Here is a 23,065-nt window from a genome sequence, read left to right as displayed (position 1 = left end):
CTGGTCGTCGCCGGGGGGGCAATTACGCACCGAAGGGACCGCTTTGCTTGGTTCGGTTCCAAGGTTCTGGTTCTACAAAATGCCTCTCCAACATAAGCGGTTTCCAGTCGCCATGGCAGCGCAGTGTGGCGTACGCGCGGTTCGCGCGTAGTAGCGTCGCTCGCCTGCTGTCTTTGCCAAACGGCTGGGTTTTCGCTACTTAGGAAGGTTCACCTGCGTTACTGCATTGCGTGTCGCGAGGTACAGCTTTGAATCCCGCACGGCAATGCCGATAGGCGTGTGAATGATGCCCGGAAGATCCCCTCCCAGAAAGCCTCGCTGCCCGGCACGACCGACCAGCGTGCTGACTTGGCCTTCTGTGGAGATCTTGCGAACCACGCTGTTGACAGGATCCGTGACGTACAGATTGCCCTTGGCATCCATTGCGAGGCTGGCTGTGCCGCCGTTTTCTCCATTGAGAGAGCCAAAGTCTTGCCCGATGTAAACCCCGCCAGCTGAGTAGCTGCTGTAACTGGCTGCCGCAAAGCGCGCGCTGCTGGCCGGCCCATCCACCAGACCAGCGGGCAGATCGGCCCTGCCGGCGACGGTGCTGACCATGCCGGCGGGTGTGATCTTGCGGATGGTGGGGCCAATCCCGGTGAACGCGTCATTGAGCCCATCCACCACATACAGATTGCCCGCCTGATCAAGGGTCATATTCCCCAGGATGGAGAAGCGCGCGGCGCTGCCCTGTCCGTCCACGTGGCCCAATGCGCCGGGACTGCCGGCCAGCAAAGTGACCTCGCCTGCGGCGGTGATTTTGAGGATGACGCCATTGACGCCCGCCGCATAGACATTGCCTGCAGCGTCGGCGGCAACCCCATTGATGGCGGCAGCATATCTGTAGGTGTTGCCACCATGGACGAATGGGGGAACCCATGTGGACACATCTGCCAGGACCGAGGCTTGGCCGGTGGGGCTGATCCTGAAAACCAGATTGGGATCGCCAGGAAACGGTGCCGTGGAGGCCGTATAGATGTTGTCCTGCCCATCTACCGCCATGGCCCGCCAGGAGGGGTTCGCAAAGCCTGCAGGCCATTGGAGCGGGAGTGCGCTTGTGGTGCCGTCGGGGCGGACGATGCGCACCCTGCCAGCGTCGTAGTCGCCCACATACAGCGCTCCTGACTTCGCCAGAGCCATCGCCTGAGGAGCCTTGAACCGCGCATCTGTGCCCGGACCGTCTGCAGCGACGGCCTCGGGATTCGCCGCCGTGGGCTTCCCGACAAGGGTGGATCGGGTGCCATCGCGATGGTATTTTTGAATCCACGTGGATTGGACATTGGCGAGGCTGACGATGAAGTTGCCGCTGCGATCAACGACCAGGCTTCTACCCCCCGAAGCCGCAGGGGCTGTGAGGGTCAGGGTGGACACGGCCCCGCTCTTGGCGATATGGCGAATGGTGACCGGGTCATGTCCATCCAGCGCATAAAGCTCGTTGGTGGCATCCAGTGCCAAATCGTGGAGGATGCTGAACTTGGCCGTCACGGCATCGCCATCGGCAGCACCCTGAATGTCTTGGTTGCCAGCGACATGGGTTACTTCTCCGGTGGGGGTAGATTTCTTGATAGAACTCCCGTGTGTGAAGTAGACGATGCCGGAGGCATCTACGACGAACTTGGAGCGCTCCGGCTCCGGCAGCTCCATGGGCAGGGTGCTGGTGACGCCCGCAGGGGTGATCTGGCGAATCTTTGGGTAGGCGTAGCTACCCTGGCCGACATAGAGATTCCCGGCGCTGTCCAGCCTTATTTCGCGAGGAGCGCAGAGTGTTGAGCCCTGGGAGGGGCCGTCGGCATTGCCACACACGCCGGGTTTACCTGCGATGGTGGTGACGGCACCGGTGCTGTCAATCTTGCGCACCAGGTGGTTGGCTGTGTCCGCCACGTAGGTGTTGCCTGACGCGTCTGCTGCGACCGCTGTTGGATAGAAAAAACGTGCAGCTGGCCCCACGCCATCGGCGTAGTGGACAGTGACTGAGGGTGCAGGGGCCGGACTTTGGCCGCCTGCGAAGGTGCTGACGAGACCGGAGGTTGCCCATTTCCGGATGGCATGGTTGCCTGTGTCTGCCATCAGCAAGTCACCTGTGGGCGAAAGCGAGAGTGCTGGTATCCCGGAAAAAAGCGCATCGGCGGCGGCGCCATCCAGGTAACCGGACCGGTGGGTGGCCCCGGCCAGCAGACTGAGTGCAGGTGTGGGCTCGGGGACTGGGGTATCTGGGTTGCCTGCGTCCGGACCACTGCCGCTACCGCCCCCGCAGGACGTGGCAAAGATGGAAAGGCTGAGCAAACCTGCCAGCCAGGGGAGGGCAGGCCGATGTTGTCGCGACATGGGTTTCATAAGTGGTTCCTCCCTGATGAACTTGAAGCGGGCCTGCGCCAAGGACGGGCCTTTTCGCTGCTGGTTGATTATGCGTAGGGAGCATGGAAGTACGTGTTTGTTTCAACCTGTTGCAAATGCAGCGCCAGACGCCAGACGCCAGACGCCAGACGCCAGACGCCAGACGCCAGACCCGTGGCCCGGCGTTCTGGGCCGCGTCGACGAACTACCCAGGCCACGGCCAGCGTTGGTGCAAAGTCGCAGGAGCCGGGTGTGGGAAAGGTGCCTCTGCAGTCACCGGGGAAACGTATGGTTGCGGGACGTGGGCCGCGCTTTTCCCGCTGCTGCAACTCCAGCTCCGCTCCAGCTCGGGTCTACCGTGCTGGCTTGCCGACCCCCTTGAAGTGGCTCAATGTCCTGAGGTCAGAACGTCACGCCCGCCACCAGAATCACATTGGCATAGGGCGTGCACTCACCCGTGCGCACCATCACACGGGCTTGCTGGGTCAAGCGCTTGAACTCATCGTGCGATACGGCCTGGGGATCCACCGGCAAGTGGCACCAGGCGGGCAACTGCCCTCTATTGCGCTCCACGGCTTCGGTGGCGATCAGCGCTTTTTCGACCTGCATCTCCTCCAGCACCACCCGCAGCACATCGGCCACGGCCGGGATGCCCGGCGTCAGCGCCAGGTCAATGCGGCGCGGGCCATTGGGGATGGGCAGTCCCACGTCGCCAATCACCAGCATGTCGCCGTGGCCCAGGGTGGCGATGGCGTGGGAGAGTTCGGCGTGCAGCAGGGCGGTGCGTTTCACAGGGGGCTCCAGGCGGGCGGTTGGGGGCTTTGCGCCACGGCGGCGCGGGTGGGGATGGAAGGCTGGGCGCCCGGCTGGGTGACGCACAGGGCCGAAGCGCGGATGCCTTCGCGCACGGCGGCATCCAGCGGCTCGCCACGTGCCAGCGTCACGGCCAGCGCGCCCAGGAAGGTGTCGCCTGCGGCCGTGGTGTCCACCGCCTGCACGACCAGGCCAGGGTGATAGCGGTTGCCTGCCGCATCGGCGGCCACGGCTCCGGCGGCGCCCAGGGTCACCACCACCTGGGTGGGGCCCTTGGCGCGCAGGGCCTGCGCGGCCTGCGCGGCATCGGCGGGGGTGTCCACGTTCTGGCCTGCCAGCGCGGCGGCTTCCACCTCGTTCACCACCAGTGTGTGCACCAGCGGCCACATCGCTTCGGGCAGGGGCTGGATGGGGGAGGGGTTCAGCACCACGGGGCAGCCAGCGGCATGGGCCATCGCGGCGGCGGCCAGCACCTGGGGCAGGGGCGTTTCAAACTGCAGCACCAGACCGCCTGCGCCTTGCAGCGCAGCGCCCAGCGCGGCGGCGTCCAGCACAAAGCGGCCATTGGCGCCGGGCACGACCACGATGCGGTTCTGCCCTGTGGCCTCCACGGTGATGGCGGCGACGCCGGTGGTGGTGTCGGTGTCGGTCTGCACGCCGCTGTGGTCGATGCCGTCGGCGTCGAGCCCGGTGCGCAGCGTGTGGCCATAGCCGTCGTCGCCCACGCGGCCAAACAGGGCCACCCGGGCACCCTGGCGCGCACAGGCCACGGCCTGGTTGCCGCCCTTGCCGCCGGGCACCAGGTGCAGGGCGTCGGCCAGCACGGTTTCGCCAGGGCCCGGCGCATGTTGCACCTGCAGCACCAGGTCCATGTTCAGGCTGCCGACGACGGCGATGCGGGGCGTGTGGGTGGTGCTCATGCCGCACCTCCGGACGCATGGGCCGTGGAGGCGCGCACGCGCAGCTCGGGCTGCAGCATCACCTTGCGCGCGTCCTGGCGCTTGCCGTCGATGCGTTCCAGCAGCATGTCCACCGCCAGCGCGCCGATGCGCTGCTTGGGCTGGGCCACGGTGGTGAGCGGTGGGCTGGTGAAGGCGGTGAGTTCGATGTCGTCAAAGCCCACGATGGACAGTGCCTCTGGCACGCGCAGGTCGCGTTCGTGCGCGGCACACAGTGCGCCCATGGCCATGAGGTCGTTACACACGAAGACGGCAGTGGGCGGCTCGGGAGCGCGCAGCACGGCGTGCATGGCTTCGTAGCCGCCCTGGCTGGTAAAGTTGCCGTGCCACAGCAGGCCTTCGCCGGTGCCGCAGCCCGCGTCGGCCAGGGCCGTGCGCCAGCCGGCAATGCGCTGCTCGCTGGGGGCAATGCCTTCGGGGCCGCCAATGCAGGCAATGCGGCGGTGGCCCAGCGACAACAGGTGGCGCGTGGCCAGCAGGCCGCCCTGCATGTGCGCGGTTTCCACCAGGTCGCAGGGCTGCTGCCCGGCGATGTCGATTTCGCGGTCCACCAGCACGGTGGGGATGGACAGGCCCGCCAGCTGCGTGGCCAGCGTGGCGTCATGCCCGGTGGAGACCACGATGAGCCCGTCGATGCGCCGCTCGGCCAGCACCTGCAGGTAGGTGCCCTGGCGGTGCGCCTCGTCGTTGGTGTTGCACAGGATGACGTTGTAGCCCGCGCCAAAGCAGCGGTCTTCCACGCTGTGCACGATCTCGGCAAAGTAGGGGTTGGAGCTGTTGGGGATCAGCATGCCCAGCGTGCGCGTGTTGTTGCTCTTGAGGCTGCGCGCAATGGCGCTGGGCACATAGCCCAGGGCGCGGATGGCGGCCTCGACCCGCTCGCGCCCCTCGGGGCTCACGCGGCGCGTGCCGTTGACCACGTGCGATACCGTGGTGACCGACACCTCGGCGTGGCGCGCAACGTCCTTGATAGTAGCCATGCAAAAAGAAGAATGAGGTCGTGGGTAGTGGGGCGGCTGGATGCGGGGTCAGTCTCTCAGACCTTGGCGCGGCGCTGGCGCAGCGTGTCCACGATCACAGCCGCCACGATCACAAAACCTGTGATGATGCGCTTGCTGGGCTCGCTGGCGCCCACCTGGGCCAGGCCCGCCTCCAGCACCGCGATGATGAGCACGCCAAACGCGGTGTTGATCACCGAGCCGCGCCCGCCCATGAGGCTGGTGCCGCCAATCACCACGGCCGCAATCACCTGCAGCTCCATGCCGGTGCCCGCGTTGGGGTCGGCGGCTTCCAGCCGGGCCGACTGCATCAGGCCCGCCAGACCCGCCAGCAGGCCCGTCATGGCAAACACGATGACACGGATGGGGCGCGGGTCCACACCGGCCAGGCGCATGGCTTCTTCATTGGTGCCAATGCCCACCACGCAGCGGCCGAACACGGTGCGCGACAGCACCAGCTGTGCCACCACCACCAGCACCACGGCCAGCAAGAAGGCGAACGAGATGCCGCCAAAGAAGGGTGCCGACAGCCACGAGATCGCATCGCCCACGTACTGCGTGCGCGAGTCGGTGACCACATACGCGCTGCCGCGCACGGCTTCGAGCATGCCCAGCGACACGATGAACGAGGGCAACCGCCACGCCACCGAAATGGTCCCAGTGATGGTGCCGCACACCAGGCCCGTGGCCAGGGCCAGCGCAGCGGCGGCGGGTACCGTCCAGCCCCATTGCAGGATGGCGGCGGCCGAGGTGGCGGCGGCCAGCGCCATCACCGAGCCCACCGACAGGTCGATGCCCGCGATGATGAGCACAAAGGTCATGCCCACCGCCATCACCGCCAGGGCCGGGATTTCGTTGGCGATGGTGATGAAGGTCTCGGCGCTCCAGAAGTATTCGGACAGCGACGAGAACAGCGCCACCATGCCCGCCAGCACGGCCAGCAGGCCCAGGTAGGTGCCCAGCTGGCTGCGCCAGACCGAGGCGGAGGAGGGCGCCGCAGCGGGCGCGGCAGATGCGGTGGGGGCGTTCATGCGGTGACAGGAGAAGGGGTTGAAGGGGTGGTACTGGTGCGCCCGCCGGGCTCGGAGAACGCGGCCGCCAGCAGCGATTGCTCGGACCACTCGCCGCGTTCGAACACGGCCACCAGGCGACCCGCGCTCATCACGCCGATGCGGTCGGCCATGGCCATGAGCTCGCGCAGGTCGGACGAGACCATGAGCAGCGCGCGGCCTTCGGCGGCCATGCGGTCCAGCTCGCCATACAGCTCGGCACGCGCGCCCACGTCCACGCCGCGCGTGGGTTCGTCGAGCAGCAGCACGCGGCCTTCGCGGTGCAGCCATCGGGCGAAGACCACTTTTTGCTGGTTGCCGCCGGACAGTTGGCCCACCGGCTGCTCTGCGCCGTGGCAACGCACGCGCAGGGTGCGGATGAAGCCCTGCACCAGGCGGCTTTCAAGCCCGCGCTGCAGCCAGCCCCCGCGCGACACGGCCGACAGGTCGGACAGCGTGGCGTTGATGCGGATGGGCTGCGACAGCAGCAGGCCCTGGGATTTGCGGTCTTCGGTGACCAGGCCCACACCGGCGGCGATGGCCTGCAGCGGCGACGCGAAACCACGGGGAATCGTGCGGGGTGCGGCCTGGGAAACCGCAGGTTTCTGGTTTGCTATGTTTTGTATAGCTGGCTGCGCTTGCACATCAAGCGCTAGAGGCTGTTTTTGTTCAAATTCTGGGTGCAGCGTCACGCTGCCGCGGTCTGCCCGGTCCGCGCCGAACAGCAGGCGGACCAGCTCGGTGCGGCCCGATCCGACCAGCCCGGCAATGCCAAAAATTTCACCGGCCCGAAGCTCCAGGCTCACGTCCTGCACGGCGGTGCCCCGGCCCAGCTTGTCAGCGCTCATCACCACCGGGCCAATGGGGCGGCGCGGGCGGTGGTCCAGGTCGCTCACCACGCGGCCCACCATGCGCTGCACCAGGTCGTCTTCGCTCATGCCCGCCATGGGGCGCACGTCCACCAGGCGGCCATCGCGCAGCACGGCCACGCGGTCGGCAATGCGGCGCAGTTCTTCGAGCCGGTGCGACACGTAGATGATGGCCACGCCGCGTGCGGTGAGGTGGGCGATCTGCTCGAACAGGTAATTGGTCTCGCGCGGCGTGAGCATGGCCGTGGGCTCGTCGAGCACCAGGATGCGTGTGTCGTCCTGCAGGTTGCGCGCAATCTCCACCATCTGCTGCTGGCCAATGCCCAGCTGCGAGACCGGGGTGGCGGGGTCGATGCTGTCGAGCCCGATCTTGGCCAGCTGCGCACGGGCGGCGGCGTGCAGCACGTCGCGCTGCAGCCAGCCCAGCCGGTGCGGCAGGCGGCCCATCAACAAGTTCTCGGCCACGGTGAGCGTGGGCACCAGGCCCAGCTCCTGCATCACCATGCGCACGCCGTGGCGCTCGGCATCGCGGCGCGACGTGGGGGCGTAAGCCTGCCCCGCCAGCTGCATGCCGCCGCGCGTGGGCTGCTCCAGCCCGCAGAGGATCTTGGACAGCGTGCTCTTGCCCGCACCGTTCTCGCCGGTCAGCGCCAGCACCTCGCCCGCAAGCAGCTCCACGTTCACGCCATCGAGCACGGTGGCCGTGTAGTCCTTGCCCACGGCCTGGATGGCGAGCAGGGGCGGGGACTGAGGAGCGGGCGAGCGACTGGGCATGGGGCTTGAAGTGGGCGGCTGCAGGGCGGTGTTTATCTATTGAGCGGGGAACAACGCCAGAAGGGCCTTGTTCGCCGCTCTCGGATTTACTTGCTGTCTTTCGTCACCAGCACCACATCCGTCTTCACCGTGGCGGGCAGCTGGTTTTGCGGCGTCTTGGCGGCCAGGGCCTTCTGCGCCAGTTCAATGCCGAACACAGCCTGCTTGGCTGCGTACTGGTCGGCGGTGGCCAGCACGCGGCCGTCGGCCAGCATGGGCTTGATGGCGCCGATGTTGTCGTAGCCCACCACCTGCACCTTGCCGGTCTTGCCTGCGGCCTTCACGGCGGCCACGGCGCCCAGGGCCATGCTGTCGTTACCGGCCAGCAGGGCGACCAGGTCGGGGTGCTCGCGCATCATGCCGGCGGCCACGGTATTGCCTTTTTCAATTTCCCAGTTGCCGGACTGCACGCCCACCACGGTGATGTTGGCGGCCTTCATGGCGTCCTGGTAGCCCAGGGTGCGCTGCTGCGCATTGAAGGTGGTGGACACGCCTTCGATGATGCCCACCTTGTCGCCCGCCTTCAGCGTCTTGGCCAGGTGGTCGCCCACCAGCTTGGCGCCTGCGCGGTTGTCGGGGCCCACGAAGGGAACAGTGATGTTCTTTTCCTTCAGCGCGTCGGCATCGAGCTGGTTGTCGATGTTGACCACGATGATGCCCTTGTCGATGGCGGACTTGACCACGGGCACCAGCGCCTTGGAGTCGGCGGGGGCCAGCACGATGGCGCTGACCTTCTGCGCCATGGCTTGTTCGATCATCTTGATCTGGGCCGCCGTGTCGGTCTCGTTCTTGATGCCGTTGGCCACCAGCGTGTATTCCTTGGCATGGGCCTTCTGGTGCGCCTTGGCGCCGTCTTCCATGGTGCGGAAGAACTCGTTGGCCAGCGACTTCATGATGAGCGCGATCTTGGGCTTGTCCTGCGCAAACGCAGGGCTGGCCAGCAGGCTGCCCACAACGGCGAGGGCGGCGGCGGTCTGAACGGAACGGCGGGTGAACTGCATGGGTGTTGTCTCCAGGTTGGAATGTGGACCAAGGCGACCGACAGCGTGGAGGGAAATTCGCAGCTAATACAGCAAAAAAAGAAACGGCTGCGGGTGCCCGGCGCCTTGTCGCGAACTGGATGATAGCGAAAGCAAACGTTTGCGCAAACGTTTGCTAATCAGTAAAAACCCGAAGATAGGGACATGGGAGCACCAGGTTCCGGCGGATGGCGTCCATGGTTTGCACCAAAGAAAAAGGGCGCCGAAGCGCCCTGGGGAGAGGATGCATGGGGGCTGCACTCGGGGCGCACCACCCCCCCCATGAATGGCGTCAAGCCTTGCGCAGCTCGCGGCGCAAGATCTTGCCCACATTGCTCTTGGGCAACTCGTCGCGGAACTCGATGTACTTGGGGCGCTTGTAGCCGGTGAGATTCTGGTGGCAGTAGTTGGCCACCTCGTCCTCGGTCAGGGCCGGGTCGTTCTTGATGATGAACACCTTGATGGCCTCGCCCTGTTTCTCGTCGGGCACACCAATGGCCGCGCATTCGACCACGCCGGGGCACAGGCTGATGACCTGCTCCAGCTCGTTGGGGAACACGTTGAAGCCGCTCACCAGGATCATGTCCTTCTTGCGGTCGATGATGCGGGTGTAGCCCTGCGGGTCCATGATGCCGATGTCGCCCGTGCGCATGAAGCCGTCGGGCGTGAAGGCCTTGGCGTTTTCTTCGGGCTGGTTGTAGTAGCCCACCATCACGTTGGGGCCGCGGATGCAGATCTCGCCCGACTCGCCCTGGGGCAGGCTGTTGCCTTCGTCGTCCTTGATGGCGATGTCGATGCCCGGCAAGGGCAGGCCGATGTTGCCGCTGAAGGTGGTGCTGATCACCGGGTTGTTGGTGCCGATGGCGCAGGTCTCGCTCATGCCCCAGCCTTCGATCATGGTGCTGCCGGTCACTTTCTGCCACTGCTTGGCTGTGCCCTCGCTGGCTGCCATGCCTCCGGCCTGCGACACGCACAGGTGCGAAAAATCCAGGGTCTTGAACTGCGGGTTTTGCAGCAGCGCGTTGAACAGCGTGTTCACCGCAGGCAGCATGTGGAAGGGGCGCTTCTTGAGTTCGGCCACGAACTTCGGAATGTCGCGCGGGTTCGGGATCAGCGTGAGGCTGGAGCCTTGGCGGATGGCCAGCAGGCACAGCGTGAGCGCGAAGATGTGGTACAGCGGCAGCGCGGCAATGGAGTTGGCCTTGGAGAGGTCGCCCACCTTGGACAGTGCGGGCGTGAACCACGCCTCGGCCTGCAGCGTGGCGGCCACGATGTTGCGGTGGGTGAGCACCGCGCCCTTCGACAGGCCTGTGGTGCCGCCCGTGTACTGCAGGAAGGCGATGGAATCGAGCGTGGCCTGGCTGGGCGCGAGCGACTTGTGCTCGCCCAGCGACAGCGCCTTCTTGAACGTGACGACCTTGCGGCCGTAGGACAGCGGCAGGTCATACGCAGGCACCATCTTGGCGAGGTGGCGCACGGCGAAGGTGATCCATTTGCCAAACCAGAAGCCCAGCAGGTCGCCCATGGAGGCCATCACCACATGCTTGACGGCCGTGTGGTCAATGACCTCAGCCAGCGTGTGGGCAAAGTTCTCCAGGATCACGATGGCCGTGGCGCCCGAGTCCTTGAGCTGGTGCTCCAGCTCGCGCGCGGTGTACAGCGGGTTCACGTTCACGCAGGTGTAGCCTGCGCGCAGCACGGCCGCCATGGTCACGCCAAACTGGGGGATGTTGGGCAGCATGATGGCCACGCGCGCACCCGGCTCCAGCCCCAGGCTCTGCAGATAGGCCCCCAGCGCGGCCGAGCGGCGCTCCAGCTCGCCATAGGTCATCCACTGGTCCATGCAGACCGAGAACGGGCTGGATGCGTGTTTGCGGAACGACTCTTCCAGCAGGTGGGCCACAGAGCGGTATTGCTCGGGCTTCACGTCGTGTGGGACGCCCGGGGGGTAGCTCTTGAGCCAGATCTTTTCCATGCGCTTGTTTCCTTGTGCTCGCCAAATGCCATTGATAGGTGGGCACAGATTGTGGAAGGCGGGCGCGTAACGGGCTATCGGGCTTGTCCTAGTGTGTTGGCGAGCTGGGTCCCGCAGGTGACAGGATCGGCATCGAACAATTGGTCCATCAGCGCCCGCTCGCGTTGCTCGATGGTGGCCAGAAACTGCTCCACCCCGCCGCGCTGGCGCGCAAGCTGGCCGAAGGTGTCAAACCCGGCCTCCAGAAACCTCTGCAACGCGCCCATGCCGGCCGCGTTGGCCGGGCCGCGCATCATGCGCAGCATCATCCGCAGCCCAGGTGTGCGCGTGAGGCGCGCCAGGTCAGTGCCCATGGCCAGCACGCGCTGCAGCTGCTGCGCTCGTGCATGGCGCTGGCCCACAGTGCGCCAGGCAGCGGTGTAGCGGGCGGCAGCGTTGGCCGCATCGGCTTCAAGCAGCAACCACGCGCGGCCCATGTCCTGGTCCAGCTCCTCGGTCTGTGCGTGCAGCACGGCCAGGGCCACGGCGGTGGTCACCACGGGCTGGGGGAACATGGTCTGCAGCGTGCCCGCAATGCGGCCAAACTGCAGATCGCGGTCGGTGTAGTCGGTGTCGCTGTACAGCTCTTCCAGAAAGAACTGCGCTGCGGGTCCGAAGGCGGGCGAGCCCATCAGGTCCGCATAGGTGCCCCGAAAGCGCCGCGCCTGCAGGCTTTTGACGCTGCCCACCGCCGCCCCCAGCGCCGGGTCGCCCGTGCGGTGCAGGCGCAGGGCGGTCACGTCGGCGATGCAGTCGCGGATGGTCTGGGCGGCATCCATGGGGCGGGTTCCTTTCTGCGTTCTGCGGGGTACGGTGTCGGGCGGTGGCCAGGCCGCACAATGCGGCTGGTCAATTACAACATTTGGCCTCACCACCATGATCGCGCGCTGGCAACGAATCCTGCTCCTGTTCATCCTGCTGACCATGGCCGCCTGGCTGGTGTGGCAGTGGCCCTATTCACCGTTGCGTGCCGTGCTGGGGGCACTGGTGCCGCTAGGCATTTACCTGGTGGTGATGGCGGTGGAGTTTGTGCTGATGCACATTACCAACCGTACCGACGGTGCGCCCCGCGCCCGCCTGTCACAGGTCGTGGGTGCCTGGTGGGCCGAGGTGTGGGTGGCGTTGATGGTGTTTTGCTGGCGCCAGCCGTTTCGCCACCAGTCATTGCCCGATTGGCTGCCTGCGCAGCCCACCGGAAAGCGCGGCGTTGTGCTGGTGCATGGCTTCATGTGCAACCGGGGCCTGTGGCTGCCGTGGTTTGCGCCATTGCAAGCACGGGGACATGCCTATGTGGCGGTCAATCTGGAGCCGGTGATGGGGTCGATTGACGAGTATGCGGACATCATTGAAGACGCCGTTCGCAAGGTGACTGCCGCCACGGGGCAGGCGCCGGTGTTGTTGTGCCACAGCATGGGTGGCTTGGCGGTGCGGGCTTGGCTGCGGGCGCACCAGGCCGACGGCCGAGTGCACCGTGTGTTGACGCTGGGCACGCCGCATGGGGGGACGTGGTTGGGGCGTTTCAGCCGGGCGGTGAATGGGCGGCAGATGAGCTTGGCGGGGGACTGGGTGGTGGCCTTGCAGCGGGCGGAGCCTGCGGGGCGGGCTGCGTTGTTTACCTGCTGGTATTCGAACTGCGACAACATCGTGTTTCCGGCGACTACTGCGGCGTTGGTGGGGGCGGAACACCGGTTGGTGGAAGGGGTTGCGCATGTGGAGATGGCGTTTGACCCTGGGGTGATGCGGGCCTGTCTGGAGGAGATTGAGCGATAGCTTTTTTGGATAATTTTGGCTGCTAGCGCTTTTCTATAAAGCGCTAGCAGCTATTGTTTTTGTAGCTATTGAGTCTTGCCGGGAGCGTTTGGTCTTCGCTTGCTGAAGCCTGGGCTTTCGGTGGCTACTGCATGCCAGTGTTCCGGGCTGGAGCCGGGACTCGCCCCGGCGGGCGAGGTACTTGTTCTTTGCTTCGCCAAAGAAAAGTACCCAAAAGAAAGGCGATCCCCAGTCTGCGACCCCTTCGCGTTGCGAAGGGGCAAACCTGCGGCGGGGCGGTTGCGGGGTGCGCCGTGGAACTCGCTTTGCGCCTGCGGCGCGCCGCTCGGACAACCACGGCGAGTCAGTTCACAAGGCATGGGCGCTTCGACGCCCATGCTCACCCCACAACCGCCCCGCCGCAGGCGCAGCCAGCAGGGGTGGGGAGCCGAACATCCAAACAGCCGGACATCCATTCGGGCCATCGCTGCGCTCTGCCCAGTTTGCGCAGCGCGTGGCGCTTGCGCCCGCGAGACGGTGCCGAGCGCAGCGCAGCGAAGCAATGGCCCGTGTGGATGTCCCTCGGGTTCCCTTCTGGATGCGCCTGGGGCGCGCAGGGCGCGGGGTGGCGCGTGTGCCGAAGGACACACGCGCTTCGTGAACTGACTCACCGCAGCTGTTTGAGCGGAGCGCCGCAGGCGCGCAGCGAGTTCTGCGGTGCACCCCGTGACCGAGCACCCCAGGTTGCCCCGCAGCGCAGCGAAGGGGTCGCAGACAGCAGGGTCGCCTTTTCTTTGGTGACTTTCTTTTGGCGAAGCAAAAGAAAGCCACTGCGCCGCCGGGCGCACACCCCGGCCTCCGCCCTGAACCCAGGCACGCCTTCCAAACCAGCACGCCGAGGCTTCGAGAGCTTCAACCCGAATGGTTGAAGGATTGCTATAAAAATGGTAGCTATCAGCGCTCTATGGAAAGGCGGAAGAAGCCAATTTCATCTAAAGAATCAAGCCGCCACAGCCTCCCGCTCATCCGCAGCAAACTCTGGTAACCCCCGCAGCCGCTCGTAGATCGGCGCAAAGTCCGCCGCCGTCATCTCAAACAGCTGCTCAAAACTGTCGATCACAAAATACGTCTGCTGGTACGTATCAATCTTGTAGCGTGTGCGCATGGTGCGCTCCAGTTGCAGCGGAATGCGCTGTGGCTCCGGGCTCTGCACCGAATACGCCAGTTCGCCCGACGAACTCAGGATGCCCGCGCCATAGGCCCGCAACTGCCCCGCTTCGCGGATCAACCCAAACTCGATCGTGTACCAGTACAAGCGGCTCAGCATCTCGCACGACCCCAGCCCCTGCGCCTTCAGACCGCCCTGGCCGTAGCGCTGCACATAGTCCGCAAACACCGGGTTGAACAGCAGCGGCACATGCCCGAACAGATCATGAAAAATGTCGGGCTCGACGATGTATTCGAACTCCTCGGGCTTGCGGATCCAGTCCGTCACCGGGAACTTGCGGTTGGCCAGCAAGGTGAAAAAGGGCACCTCGGGGATCAGACCCGGCACTCCCACCAGCTCCCAGCCGGTCGCTTTGTAGAGGCGCTCGTTCACCTCTTCAAAACGCGGGATGCGGTCGCTCGCGCCCAGTGAGGGCAGGGCGTCGATGAACGCCTGGCTGGCCAGGCCCGGCAGCAGGGCGCGCTGGCGCTCGTAGAGACGGCGGTAGGTGTCGTGGTCGGCGGCGGTGTAGCTCGCGTAGTCCTGCGGGCAGGTGTAGTCCGCGTTGGCACGCGAGTAGTCGCCACGCGGTGGGCGGGTGGATTGGCCATAGACGACAGGGGCTTGTCCCATTTTTTTCTCCTTTGCCGCCATGGTCGGCGCACCGCGACGGGGGTGCGCACCAGCCCACGCGGCTGCTAATCGATCTTGATCTTTGCGGCCCGGATCAGAAATTCGTACTTGCTGTTTTCCGAGCGCACAAACTGCGCGAACCCGTCGAGCGTCAGCTCTTCGGGCGTGATACCCATCTTCTTGAACTTCTCCTTGCCAGCGGGCGAATGCATCGCTGCCGAGAACGCATTGGCGTAGCGGCGCGCGTCGGCATCGGGCAGCGAGGCGGGCGCGAACAGGCCGAACCAGGTCGACACGTTGAAGCCCTGCACGCTGTCGTTGATGCTGGGCACGTTCGGCAGCGCCTCATTGCGGCTCAACGTGGTTACACCCAGCGCCAGCAGCTTGCCCGACTGGATCTGCGGCAACGCCGAGGCCAGGTTGTCAAACACCATCAGCACCTGGCCGGATTCCAGCGCGGCCAGCGCGGGCTTGGAGCCCTGGAAGGGCGTGTGGCCCATCTTGGTGTTGGTGAGCGACTTGAACATCTCGGCCGAGATGTGGCCGATACTGCCGTTGCCGCCCGATCCGTACTTGGCCTGGTCCGGGTTCTTCTTGAGGTACTGCACCAAGTCGGGCGTGGTCTTGATGCCCAGCTTGACCGCCTGCTCCGCATTCACCACCAGCACGTTGGGCGTGCGGGCTACCAGCGCGATGGGTTTGAAATCCTTGAGCGCGTTGTAAGGGAAGTTCTTGTACAGCCAGGGATTGACGGCGTGGGTGGCCACGGCGCCCATCAGCACCTGGTTGCTGGTCTTGGGTGATTTGGCGACCTGGTCGGCACCGGTACTACCACCCGCCCCCGGTTTGTTCTCCACGGTAATGGAGCCAAGCTGGGCTGCAGCACCCTCGGCCACGATGCGGGCCGAGGTGTCCAGCGGACCACCAGCGGGGTAGGGAACCACGATGGTGAGCGGGGCAGAGGGGCTTTGGGCCATGGCAAAGGTGGCCACACAGGTCAGGCCAACACTGAACAGGGTGCTACGGAGCGACATCGGGATCCTTATGAGTTCCGGGGAGCGCGCAGTATAGGCACCTGTTCAGGGTTAACCCTGGATGTCTGATGTCTTAGGTGTTCAGCACGCCACGGCGGATCTGGTCGCGCTCCAGCGACTCGAACAGCGCCTTGAAGTTGCCTTCGCCAAAACCATCGCGGTAGTCGCCTTCGCGCTGGATGAATTCGAAGAACACCGGGCCCAGCATGGGGGTGGAGAAAATCTGCAGCAGCAGGCGGGGCGTGCCGTCGGCCGTGGTGCCGTCCAGCAAGATGCCGCGCGACTGCAGTTCGGGCACAGGCTGGCCGTGGCCGGGCAGGCGGGTGTCCAGCATTTCGTAATAGACCTCGTTGGGCGCGGTGGCCAGCTGCACGCCGGCCATGCCCAGCTTGTCCACCACGTCCAGCAGGTTGTCGCAGATCAGAGCGATGTGCTGGATGCCTTCGCCATTGAACTGCATCAGGAATTCTTCGATCTGGCCACCACCCTGCTTCGATTCTTCGTTCAGCGGGATGCGGATCTTGCCGTCGGGCGCCGTCATGGCCTTGCTGGTCAGGCCCGTGTATTCGCCCTGGATGTCGAAGTAGCGGATCTCACGGAAGTTGAACAGCTTCTCGTAGAAATTGGCCCAGAAGCCCATGCGGCCGCGGTACACGTTGTGCGTAAGGTGGTCGATGAGGTTCAGGCCATGGCCCACGGGGCGGCGGTCCACACCCTCGATGAACTCGAAGTCGATGTCGTAGATGGACTTGCCGTCTTCAAACCGGTCGATCAAATACAGCGGCGCACCGCCAATGCCCTTGATGGCGGGCAGGCGCAGTTCCATGGGGCCGGTGGGGATCTCGATGGGCTGGGCACCCAGTTCCAGTGCGCGGTTGTAGGCCTTGTGGGCGTCCTTCACGCGGAAGGCGAGGCCGCAGGCCGACGGGCCGTGTTCGGCGCCGAAGTAGGCGGCCTGACTGTGGGGCTCGCGGTTCAGGATGAAGTTGATGCCGTTCTGGCGGTACAGCACCACATCCTTGGAGCGGTGCTTGGCGACCAGGGTGAAACCCAGCTTTTCGAACACGGCCTCCAGCACGCCGGGCTGGGGCGAGGTGAATTCGACGAACTCGAACCCCATCAGGCCCATGGGGTTGTCCCAGGCTTCCAGTTGGGCGGCGGTTTCTTGGGGCAAGGCGGCGTTCATGGGGTGTCTCCGGCATTCGTTGAGGAATGTCATGGACTGTAGGCGCGCCCTGCCTCATGTTTCTGGCGAAATCAAGAGGCTTGGGCCTCCGATTTGCAGGAATATTGTGAATGATCAAATTTCAGCGCAAGACGAGGGCGCTACCCCGGTATGTGGCGGCTGTCTCTTGCGTGGGGCCAGGGGAGCTCAGGAGCCTGACGCAGCAGGTGGCAGGCGCCGCAGCGCCAGGGCGGCGTCGATGCGTTGTTGCTCCTCGGCGGAGAAAAGCTGCTGGCGCAGTTGCTGCAATGCGGGGCCTTCGCCTTGTTGGCCGCGCGCCTGGTTGTACTGGTCAAGCCGCTGCTGCCAGTGTTGTTCTTCCCGGTCGAGCTGGGCCATGGCGTGGGCGGCGGCCTCGCCGTATTGCGCACTGCGGGCCGCGTGGCGGGTGCGCTCGTCGGTGTTTTGCGCGTTGAACGCGGCGGTCTGGGCGGCGGCACTCAGGTGTTCGGTGGTGGCGGCGCGCTCGGCGCGGCGCGCTGCGGGCAATTCATTCTCTGCATGGCGCAAGGCCTGGGCGCGCTGTTCAGCGCTGAGCTGGGGGTTGCGCTCGATTTCCAGGCGTGCCAGGGTGTAGCGGTCCAGTTCCGCCTCGCGGGCGAACAGGGCGTCGTGCTCGGGGCCGTCAAAAAACTGCTGGCGCACCTTGTGGCGCGCTTCCAGCGCCTCGCGCAGGGCACCGGGGTCGTTCGGGTCCTGGGGAGGACGCAGTTGGCCCAGGGCCACGCGGTAGTCCACATAGCGCTCGGCCAGCGCCAACGCACGCGTAGCCAGGGCTGCCGGGAAGTGTTTGCCCACCAGCGCCGCCAGGCGTTGTTTGAGTGCGGCGGGGTCTGTCGCGCCGTCCTCCAGGGCTTCTGTGAGCAGTGCCTCCAGCGTGTCGCGCAGGCCGTGCGTCAGCAGGCGGTCTTCACCGCGGTCGGGGTCGGTGGCGCGGCGGATGGCAAAGAAGCTGCTCTCCATGGGCCGCGCCGACAGGCTCTGGCCTGCACCGCCGGTTGGCGCTGCCGCCGCGCCGGGCACCGAACGCGGGTCCACCGCGCCCGGCAGGCCTTGCTGCGAACCCGGCCACCACACCACGGTGGCCGTGGCGGCGACCAGGGCCACTCCTGCGGCGAAGGCGCGGGCGCGGTTCACGGCTTACAGGCCCTGTGCCTTGAGGCGGTTGGCGTGCTGGCGGTACAGCGTCACCGGGTCGGTGGAGAACCAGTCGCGCAGGCCCAGCAGCTGGTTCACTTCGTCGAGGTGGTTCTGCCGGTAGTCGCCCAGGTGTTTGCCCAGGCGCGAGGAGCAGGCCGACACCAGGCCGTCGTTGGCTTCGCCGAAGACCAGGCCCAACACGCCCAGCAGGGCATCGCTTGCATCCAGCACGTTGGTCAGGGTCTTGGTGCCCGTCCAGGAGTAGTAGCGCACGCCGTTGACGAGTTCCGCGCCGCTGCCGCAGCCAGAGGTGGGGACGCCTTGCGGAAAGCGGCGGTTGAAGGCGGCGGAACCGGCGGTGGTGAGCGAGTCCAGCGCGGCGGTGGGCATCTGCGGCAGGCCCGAGCCGCCAGAAGTCAGGTTGATCAGCGCGACCAGCGCCGACGCCGCCCCGTTGGCGATGGTTTCGGAGACCGAACCCGCGGGTGCCACGCCACGCATGATGTCCGCCACCCGCGATCCCCGGTTGACCCCACCGACCGAGGTCACCGAGGCAACCTTGCCCGGCGCCACCCCGGCCACGTAGCGCGCCGTAGGCCCGCCGTGTGAATGCCCCACCAGGTTCACCTTGGCCGCGCCGGTGATGGCCAGGATGGTGTTCACCTGTGCGAGCAGCTGTTCACCCCGGACCTCGGTGCTGTTGGCGGCCGACACCTGGGCCACGTAGACCTTGGCGCCGCCCTGGCGCAGGGCGTCAGGGATGCCGTAGAAGTAGTCGACACCCAGGGCCGAATCAAACCCGAAAAGCCCGTGCACAAGCACGATGGGGTAGCGGGTCTGGGTGGTGCCCGTCTGGGCTTGCGCGCTGGCGCCGACGAGCAGCAATGCGGCGGTCGCGGCCAGAACAAATCGCCGCAAAAAGCGGCTGAGGAATCCGGTCATGCAGTTGTCTCCATAGGTATGTTTTTTGTATTTGCAAAAAAAGAACGATCGTTCGTTTTTGCGAGGTTTATTCTTCTTTTCTTCGTGTGGAGTCACTATCGGGACATACCCGAGCCTGCAATTCAGAAGGCGCGAAAAGTCAAAACTTCATAAAATCTTGCGCCATGCAAGCTTTAAACGCACTCGACAAGCTGGACAGGGCCATCCTGCGCCGTCTGCAAGAAAATGGCCGTGAGACGTACGACGTCATCGGTGAGCAGGTGGGCCTGTCGCCCAGTGCGGTGTTGCGCCGCGTCAAGCGCCTGGAGGAAAGCCGCGTCATCGACCGGTACGTTGCATTGGTGCCCCCCGAGGCCGTGGGCCTGGGGCTGACGGCCTACCTCAACGTCCGGCTCGAAAAACACACGGAAAGCCACAAGCGCAACCCCATGGACCTGTTCCGCGCCAGCGTGCAGACCTGGCCCGAAGTGGTGGAGTGCGCGTCGCTCACGGGCGAGATGGACTACCTGCTGCGCGTGGTGGTGGCCGACATGGCGCACTACAGCCGGTTCATCATGGACACGCTGCTCAAACACCCCAGCGTGCAGGACTGCAAGACCAGTTTTGTGCTGGACCGTGTGAAGGCGACCACGGCCGTGCCTGTGTAGATAGGCTTTAGAACACGTTCTTAGGGTGCCGCGAGCGTGACACCCCATGTTGCCCCGTGCCCGCTGTCGCTATACCCTTGCGGGAAGCCGTTGGCGGAGGCGCCCAGCATGCCAAGTGATACAGGGAGTGCTGTGTTGGAACAGGTTTGAGCTACCTCACTAGTTTGTTGCAATGCAGCATTTTTGCTGGAAATAATGAGGGAAAACCCTTATATTTGCAGCCATGATCGCAACCAAAGACTGGCTCAAGGCATCCTGGTATGCAGGCAGGGATATGCTGCGCCCGGTGATGGGCGAATCGCCTGCCCATGAAACTCGCATCAAGCAGGAGGTCCCCGTGATGGTTCCCATTCGTGCCCTGGGTCCCTCCTACCGGGAGCGGATCACCCAACATTTGCTCCAGCTGGAGCCCGCAGACCGCTACCTGCGTTTTGGCTACGCCGCCAACGACGAGCAGATCCGGCGCTATGCCGAGCAACTCGACTTCAACCGCGACGAGATCTTCGGCATCTACAACCGCCGCCTCGAACTGATCGCCATGGCGCATCTGGCCTTCTCGGAGCATCCAGAGTACAAACATTGCGCCGAATTTGGCGTGTCGGTGCTCAAGCAGGCGCGTGGCCGGGGCTTCGGCGCACGCCTGTTCGAGCGGGCCGTGATGCATGCGCGCAATGAAGGTGTGAACATGGTTTTTATCCATGCGCTCTCCGAAAACACCGCCATGCTGAAAATTGCCCGCAAGGCCGGTGCCACCGTGCGCCGCGATGGTTCGGAGTCCGAAGCCTACCTCCAGATCGAACCGGCCAGCCTGGACACGCGCATGACCGAGATGGTCGAGCAGCAGTTCGCCGAGGTGGATTACCAGATCAAGAAGCAGGCCAAGCAGTTCTGGGACTTTTTGGCCAGCGTGCAGGAAGTGCGCAGTGGCGTGCAGCACGCGCGCCACCAATCTGCTGAATAGTCCGTCCATCCATCCCAAGGTCGCGCTGCGCGGCCTGCGGGGTTTGCGTAGCGGGCCGTCACAACTATCCGCTATCCTAGGGGCCTGATTCACTACCGCACGTCGTGCACTCCAGTGTCTGACCCGCATCCCGCGCACCCCGGGCGACCACCCGAGAGGGAAGACAAGCGCACCTTCCTGCAGAAAGTGGCCGAGTTCATCCATCCGGGGCCAGACTCCACGGAAGAACTCATTGAGACCTTGGCCGAAGCCGAAGACAACCAGGTCATTGGGGCCGATTCGCGCGTGATGCTGGAGCGCGTCATCCGCATGGCCGACATGACGGCGGGCGACGTGATGGTGGCCGCCCCCCGCATGGACCTCGTCAACATCGACGCACCGTTTGACGAGATGCTGCACCTTGTCATCAACACCGCGCACTCGCGGTTTCCGGTGTACCAGGGCGAGCGCGAGAACATCATCGGCATCCTCATGGCCAAGGACCTGCTCAAGTTGCAGCGGGCGCCGGAGCTGAATATCCGAGCGCTGCTGCGCCCGGCCGCCTTTGTGCCTGAAAGCAAGGGCCTGAATGACCTGCTGCGCGAGTTTCGCGGCAACCGCAACCACTTGGCCATCGTGATCGACGAGTTTGGCCGCATGGCCGGGCTCATCACCATTGAAGACGTGCTCGAACAGATCGTGGGCGAGATCGAGGACGAGTTCGACATCCCCGAAGACGACGGCGACATCTTTGGCCTGGCCGACCGCACCTACCGGGTGAGTGGCGACACCTCGGTGGAGCGGGTGTGCGAGGCGTTTGATGTGCTGGTTCAGGGCAGCGACCCCCATGAAACCTTCGAAACCATCGGCGGCCTGATTGCCCATGAAATGGGCCATGTGCCCAAGCGCGGCGAGCACCTGCAGCTGAGCGGCCTGCACTTCGTCGTGCTGCACACCAAGGGCGGCGCCGTGCGCTGGTTCAAGGTGTCGCGGGTCGAAGAAGCCAGCGCCAGCGACTGATGGCCCGAGCTACCTCCACGCCGGGGCTGCCGCTGGCCCTGCAGGCGCTGCTGGCCGTGGCTGCCGGCGTGGCGCAGGCGGCCTCACTGGCCTGGCCCTGGAGCGGTGAGCCACAGTGGTGGCTGCAGATCGCCTCCATGGCGGTGCTGGCCTGGCTGGTGCGACCACATGCCACCGTGTCTGTCTCCTGGCAGCGGGGCGCGGTCATCGGTGGCCTGTTTGCCACGGCCTGGCTGACCGGGACCTTCTGGTGGCTTTTCATCTCCATGCACACCTACGGCGGGCTGGCAGCGCCGCTGGCCGTGGCGGCGGTGCTGGGGCTGGCGGCGTTCCTCGCCAGCTACTACGCGGCGATGTTGGGGCTTTTTTGCCGCCTGGCGCATACCAGTAAATCGCTAACAGCTATCATGTTTGGAGCATTCTGGCTGGTGGCTGAGCTGGCGCGCGGAACCCTGTGGACGGGGTTCCCCTGGGGCGCTGGCGGTTATGCCCATGTGGATGGGCCGCTGGCGGCGCTGGCGCGCTACGTCGGCGTTTATGGCATCGGGGCCATGGCTGCTGTACTCGCAATGTATGGGGTGCAGTTGCGTGGCGCGGATCTTAGTCGCTGGCGCACCTGGGTATTGGTATTGCTGGTGGTCTCCGCTGGGTTAAGTCCGCAGCTACTTTGTGCATGCAGCTCAACTGTCCGCAGCAAGGTGCCCGCGATGACCCTGGAACTCCTCCAAGGCAATATCCCGCAGGACGAGAAATTCCAGTCGGGCAGCGGCGTGCCGCTGGCACTGAAGTGGTATGCCGAAGCGCTGCGCGACGCCAAGGCCGACTTGGTGGTGGCGCCGGAAACCGCCATCCCGCTGCTGCCCCAGCAGCTCATACCGGGCTATCTGGAAGGCATCCAGCAGCGCTACGCGCAGGGTCCGCAGGCCGCGCTGCTGGGCATTCCGCTGGGCGATGAGGCGCAGGGCTACACCAATTCGGTGCTTGGCATGAGCCCCGCCACCGGGGCCACGCCCTACCGCTACGACAAACACCACCTGGTGCCGTTTGGCGAATTCATCCCGCCCTTCTTTAAATGGTTCACGGCCATGATGAACATTCCGTTGGGGGACTTCAACCGGGGTGTGGTGGGGCAGCCCTCCTTTGCCTGGGCGGGCCAGCGCATTGCGCCCAACATCTGTTACGAAGACCTTTTTGGCGAAGAGCTGGGGGCTCGTTTCATCGACCCGGCACAGGCGCCCACGGTGTTCGTCAACTTCAGCAATATCGGCTGGTTTGGCGACACCGTGGCCATTGACCAGCACCTGCAGATCAGCCGCATGCGTGCCCTGGAGTTCGAGCGCCCCATGGTGCGCGCCACCAACACCGGCGCCACCGCCATCATCGACCACCGGGGTGTGGTGACGCACCAGCTGGCGCGCACTACACGCGGCGTGCTCAAGGGCGAGGTGCAAGGCCGGGGGCTGGATGCGCAAAGTGGCTGGGCCATCACGCCCTACGCCTGGTGGGTGTCGCGCTGGGGCCTGTGGCCGCTCTGGATGTTCGGGGCGCTGGTGCTGGCGCTTGGCGTGTGGGCCAGAAACAAGGACATGGGGGCGCGCCGCCATTGATCCAGGTCAGGCGC

General features: G+C 65.2%; 19 protein-coding genes. 5 read left to right on the top strand and 14 right to left on the bottom strand.

Translation table 11 applies throughout. The annotated features are described in order from the left end of the window. Nucleotides 1-195 precede the first annotated feature (195 nt). The 9 genes from ACODS0_RS11125 to ACODS0_RS11085 all read right to left on the bottom strand — a co-directional run bounded on the left by ACODS0_RS11125 (nucleotide 196) and on the right by ACODS0_RS11085 (nucleotide 11,686). The gene (locus ACODS0_RS11125; protein WP_488834915.1) at nucleotides 196-2,373 is read right to left on the bottom strand and encodes an NHL repeat-containing protein; all 2,178 of its coding nucleotides are present in this window, start codon (nucleotides 2,371-2,373) and stop codon (nucleotides 196-198) included. Nucleotides 2,374-2,775: 402 nt separating this feature from the next. Beyond that, nucleotides 2,776-3,165: a D-ribose pyranase gene (rbsD, locus tag ACODS0_RS11120; protein WP_488834913.1), complete on the bottom strand. Its 390-nt coding sequence runs from the start codon at nucleotides 3,163-3,165 to the stop codon at nucleotides 2,776-2,778. After that, the gene (rbsK, locus tag ACODS0_RS11115; RefSeq protein WP_488834911.1) at nucleotides 3,162-4,106 is read right to left on the bottom strand and encodes a ribokinase; all 945 of its coding nucleotides are present in this window, start codon (nucleotides 4,104-4,106) and stop codon (nucleotides 3,162-3,164) included. The genes rbsD and rbsK overlap by 4 nt, the downstream gene beginning before the upstream one ends. Beyond that, nucleotides 4,103-5,125, bottom strand: a complete 1,023-nt coding sequence (locus ACODS0_RS11110; protein WP_121507632.1) for a LacI family DNA-binding transcriptional regulator — start codon at nucleotides 5,123-5,125, stop codon at nucleotides 4,103-4,105. Before ACODS0_RS11110 ends, rbsK begins: the two co-directional genes overlap by 4 nt. A 56-nt stretch (nucleotides 5,126-5,181) precedes the next feature. Further along, the gene (locus ACODS0_RS11105) at nucleotides 5,182-6,174 is read right to left on the bottom strand and encodes an ABC transporter permease (protein WP_488834908.1); all 993 of its coding nucleotides are present in this window, start codon (nucleotides 6,172-6,174) and stop codon (nucleotides 5,182-5,184) included. Continuing rightward, on the bottom strand, nucleotides 6,171-7,835 hold the full coding sequence (locus ACODS0_RS11100; protein WP_488834906.1) for a sugar ABC transporter ATP-binding protein: 1,665 nt from the start codon (nucleotides 7,833-7,835) through the stop codon (nucleotides 6,171-6,173). Before ACODS0_RS11100 ends, ACODS0_RS11105 begins: the two co-directional genes overlap by 4 nt. A gap of 86 nt (nucleotides 7,836-7,921) precedes the next feature. Then, on the bottom strand, nucleotides 7,922-8,875 hold the full coding sequence (locus ACODS0_RS11095) for a sugar ABC transporter substrate-binding protein (RefSeq protein ID WP_176888220.1): 954 nt from the start codon (nucleotides 8,873-8,875) through the stop codon (nucleotides 7,922-7,924). A 310-nt stretch (nucleotides 8,876-9,185) separates the two neighbouring features. Continuing rightward, a complete protein-coding gene (locus tag ACODS0_RS11090; protein ID WP_488834904.1) occupies nucleotides 9,186-10,868 on the bottom strand; it encodes an AMP-binding protein in 1,683 nt (560 codons plus the stop codon). A 74-nt stretch (nucleotides 10,869-10,942) separates the two neighbouring features. Further along, nucleotides 10,943-11,686: an FFLEELY motif protein gene (locus tag ACODS0_RS11085; RefSeq protein WP_488834902.1), complete on the bottom strand. Its 744-nt coding sequence runs from the start codon at nucleotides 11,684-11,686 to the stop codon at nucleotides 10,943-10,945. Between the two features lie 97 nt (nucleotides 11,687-11,783). Between ACODS0_RS11085 and ACODS0_RS11080 the strand changes: the two genes are divergently transcribed. Beyond that, a complete protein-coding gene (locus ACODS0_RS11080) occupies nucleotides 11,784-12,677 on the top strand; it encodes an esterase/lipase family protein (RefSeq protein WP_488834900.1) in 894 nt (297 codons plus the stop codon). A 979-nt stretch (nucleotides 12,678-13,656) separates the two neighbouring features. Here the strand turns inward: ACODS0_RS11080 and phhA are convergent. The 5 genes from phhA to ACODS0_RS11055 form a co-directional block, all read right to left on the bottom strand. Then, the gene (phhA, locus tag ACODS0_RS11075; RefSeq protein WP_431151787.1) at nucleotides 13,657-14,496 is read right to left on the bottom strand and encodes a phenylalanine 4-monooxygenase; all 840 of its coding nucleotides are present in this window, start codon (nucleotides 14,494-14,496) and stop codon (nucleotides 13,657-13,659) included. Between the two features lie 65 nt (nucleotides 14,497-14,561). Then, a complete protein-coding gene (locus tag ACODS0_RS11070; protein WP_218298896.1) occupies nucleotides 14,562-15,530 on the bottom strand; it encodes a Bug family tripartite tricarboxylate transporter substrate binding protein in 969 nt (322 codons plus the stop codon). Nucleotides 15,531-15,603: 73 nt separating this feature from the next. Further along, nucleotides 15,604-16,716, bottom strand: coding sequence for a 4-hydroxyphenylpyruvate dioxygenase (gene hppD, locus ACODS0_RS11065; protein WP_056059508.1), 1,113 nt, complete (start codon nucleotides 16,714-16,716; stop codon nucleotides 15,604-15,606). 186 nt (nucleotides 16,717-16,902) lie between these two features. After that, complete coding sequence (locus ACODS0_RS11060; RefSeq protein ID WP_488834897.1) at nucleotides 16,903-17,892, bottom strand: lipase secretion chaperone; 990 nt, start codon at nucleotides 17,890-17,892, stop codon at nucleotides 16,903-16,905. Between the two features lie 3 nt (nucleotides 17,893-17,895). Further along, a complete protein-coding gene (locus ACODS0_RS11055; protein ID WP_055396875.1) occupies nucleotides 17,896-18,837 on the bottom strand; it encodes an esterase/lipase family protein in 942 nt (313 codons plus the stop codon). A gap of 164 nt (nucleotides 18,838-19,001) precedes the next feature. On the opposite strand from ACODS0_RS11055, the gene ACODS0_RS11050 reads away from it, so the two are divergent. The 4 genes from ACODS0_RS11050 (at nucleotide 19,002) to lnt (ending at nucleotide 23,051) form a co-directional block, all read left to right on the top strand. Beyond that, nucleotides 19,002-19,484, top strand: coding sequence for an Lrp/AsnC family transcriptional regulator (locus ACODS0_RS11050; RefSeq protein WP_055396873.1), 483 nt, complete (start codon nucleotides 19,002-19,004; stop codon nucleotides 19,482-19,484). A 223-nt stretch (nucleotides 19,485-19,707) separates the two neighbouring features. Beyond that, the gene (locus ACODS0_RS11045) at nucleotides 19,708-20,445 is read left to right on the top strand and encodes a GNAT family N-acetyltransferase (protein WP_176888228.1); all 738 of its coding nucleotides are present in this window, start codon (nucleotides 19,708-19,710) and stop codon (nucleotides 20,443-20,445) included. A 114-nt stretch (nucleotides 20,446-20,559) separates the two neighbouring features. Beyond that, entirely contained in the window at nucleotides 20,560-21,444 is an 885-nt protein-coding gene (locus ACODS0_RS11040) for a CorC family transporter (RefSeq protein WP_055396869.1), read from the top strand. Continuing rightward, nucleotides 21,444-23,051, top strand: coding sequence for an apolipoprotein N-acyltransferase (gene lnt / locus ACODS0_RS11035; RefSeq protein ID WP_488834893.1), 1,608 nt, complete (start codon nucleotides 21,444-21,446; stop codon nucleotides 23,049-23,051). The genes ACODS0_RS11040 and lnt overlap by 1 nt, the downstream gene beginning before the upstream one ends. The last annotated feature ends 14 nt before the right edge of the window (nucleotides 23,052-23,065 follow it).

The sequence above is a fragment of the Acidovorax sp. FG60 genome (genome assembly GCF_057808995.1).
The sequence above is the reverse complement of the archived record's forward strand: the minus strand, read 5'-3'. Positions and strand labels throughout refer to the sequence as shown.

Excerpts from the sequence above, each read along its gene's own strand:
- ACODS0_RS11125 (WP_488834915.1), bottom strand. The coding sequence starts at position 2,373 with ATGAAACCCATGTCGCGACAACATCGGCCTGCCCTCCCCTGGCTGGCA.
- rbsK (WP_488834911.1), bottom strand. The coding sequence starts at position 4,106 with ATGAGCACCACCCACACGCCCCGCATCGCCGTCGTCGGCAGCCTGAAC.
- ACODS0_RS11110 (WP_121507632.1), bottom strand. The coding sequence starts at position 5,125 with ATGGCTACTATCAAGGACGTTGCGCGCCACGCCGAGGTGTCGGTCACC.
- ACODS0_RS11105 (WP_488834908.1), bottom strand. The coding sequence starts at position 6,174 with ATGAACGCCCCCACCGCATCTGCCGCGCCCGCTGCGGCGCCCTCCTCC.
- ACODS0_RS11100 (WP_488834906.1), bottom strand. The coding sequence starts at position 7,835 with ATGCCCAGTCGCTCGCCCGCTCCTCAGTCCCCGCCCCTGCTCGCCATC.
- ACODS0_RS11095 (WP_176888220.1), bottom strand. The coding sequence starts at position 8,875 with ATGCAGTTCACCCGCCGTTCCGTTCAGACCGCCGCCGCCCTCGCCGTT.
- ACODS0_RS11090 (WP_488834904.1), bottom strand. The coding sequence starts at position 10,868 with ATGGAAAAGATCTGGCTCAAGAGCTACCCCCCGGGCGTCCCACACGAC.
- ACODS0_RS11085 (WP_488834902.1), bottom strand. The coding sequence starts at position 11,686 with ATGGATGCCGCCCAGACCATCCGCGACTGCATCGCCGACGTGACCGCC.
- ACODS0_RS11080 (WP_488834900.1), top strand. The coding sequence starts at position 11,784 with ATGATCGCGCGCTGGCAACGAATCCTGCTCCTGTTCATCCTGCTGACC.
- phhA (WP_431151787.1), bottom strand. The coding sequence starts at position 14,496 with ATGGGACAAGCCCCTGTCGTCTATGGCCAATCCACCCGCCCACCGCGT.
- ACODS0_RS11070 (WP_218298896.1), bottom strand. The coding sequence starts at position 15,530 with ATGTCGCTCCGTAGCACCCTGTTCAGTGTTGGCCTGACCTGTGTGGCC.
- hppD (WP_056059508.1), bottom strand. The coding sequence starts at position 16,716 with ATGAACGCCGCCTTGCCCCAAGAAACCGCCGCCCAACTGGAAGCCTGG.
- ACODS0_RS11055 (WP_055396875.1), bottom strand. The coding sequence starts at position 18,837 with ATGACCGGATTCCTCAGCCGCTTTTTGCGGCGATTTGTTCTGGCCGCG.
- ACODS0_RS11050 (WP_055396873.1), top strand. The coding sequence starts at position 19,002 with ATGCAAGCTTTAAACGCACTCGACAAGCTGGACAGGGCCATCCTGCGC.
- ACODS0_RS11045 (WP_176888228.1), top strand. The coding sequence starts at position 19,708 with ATGATCGCAACCAAAGACTGGCTCAAGGCATCCTGGTATGCAGGCAGG.
- lnt (WP_488834893.1), top strand. The coding sequence starts at position 21,444 with ATGGCCCGAGCTACCTCCACGCCGGGGCTGCCGCTGGCCCTGCAGGCG.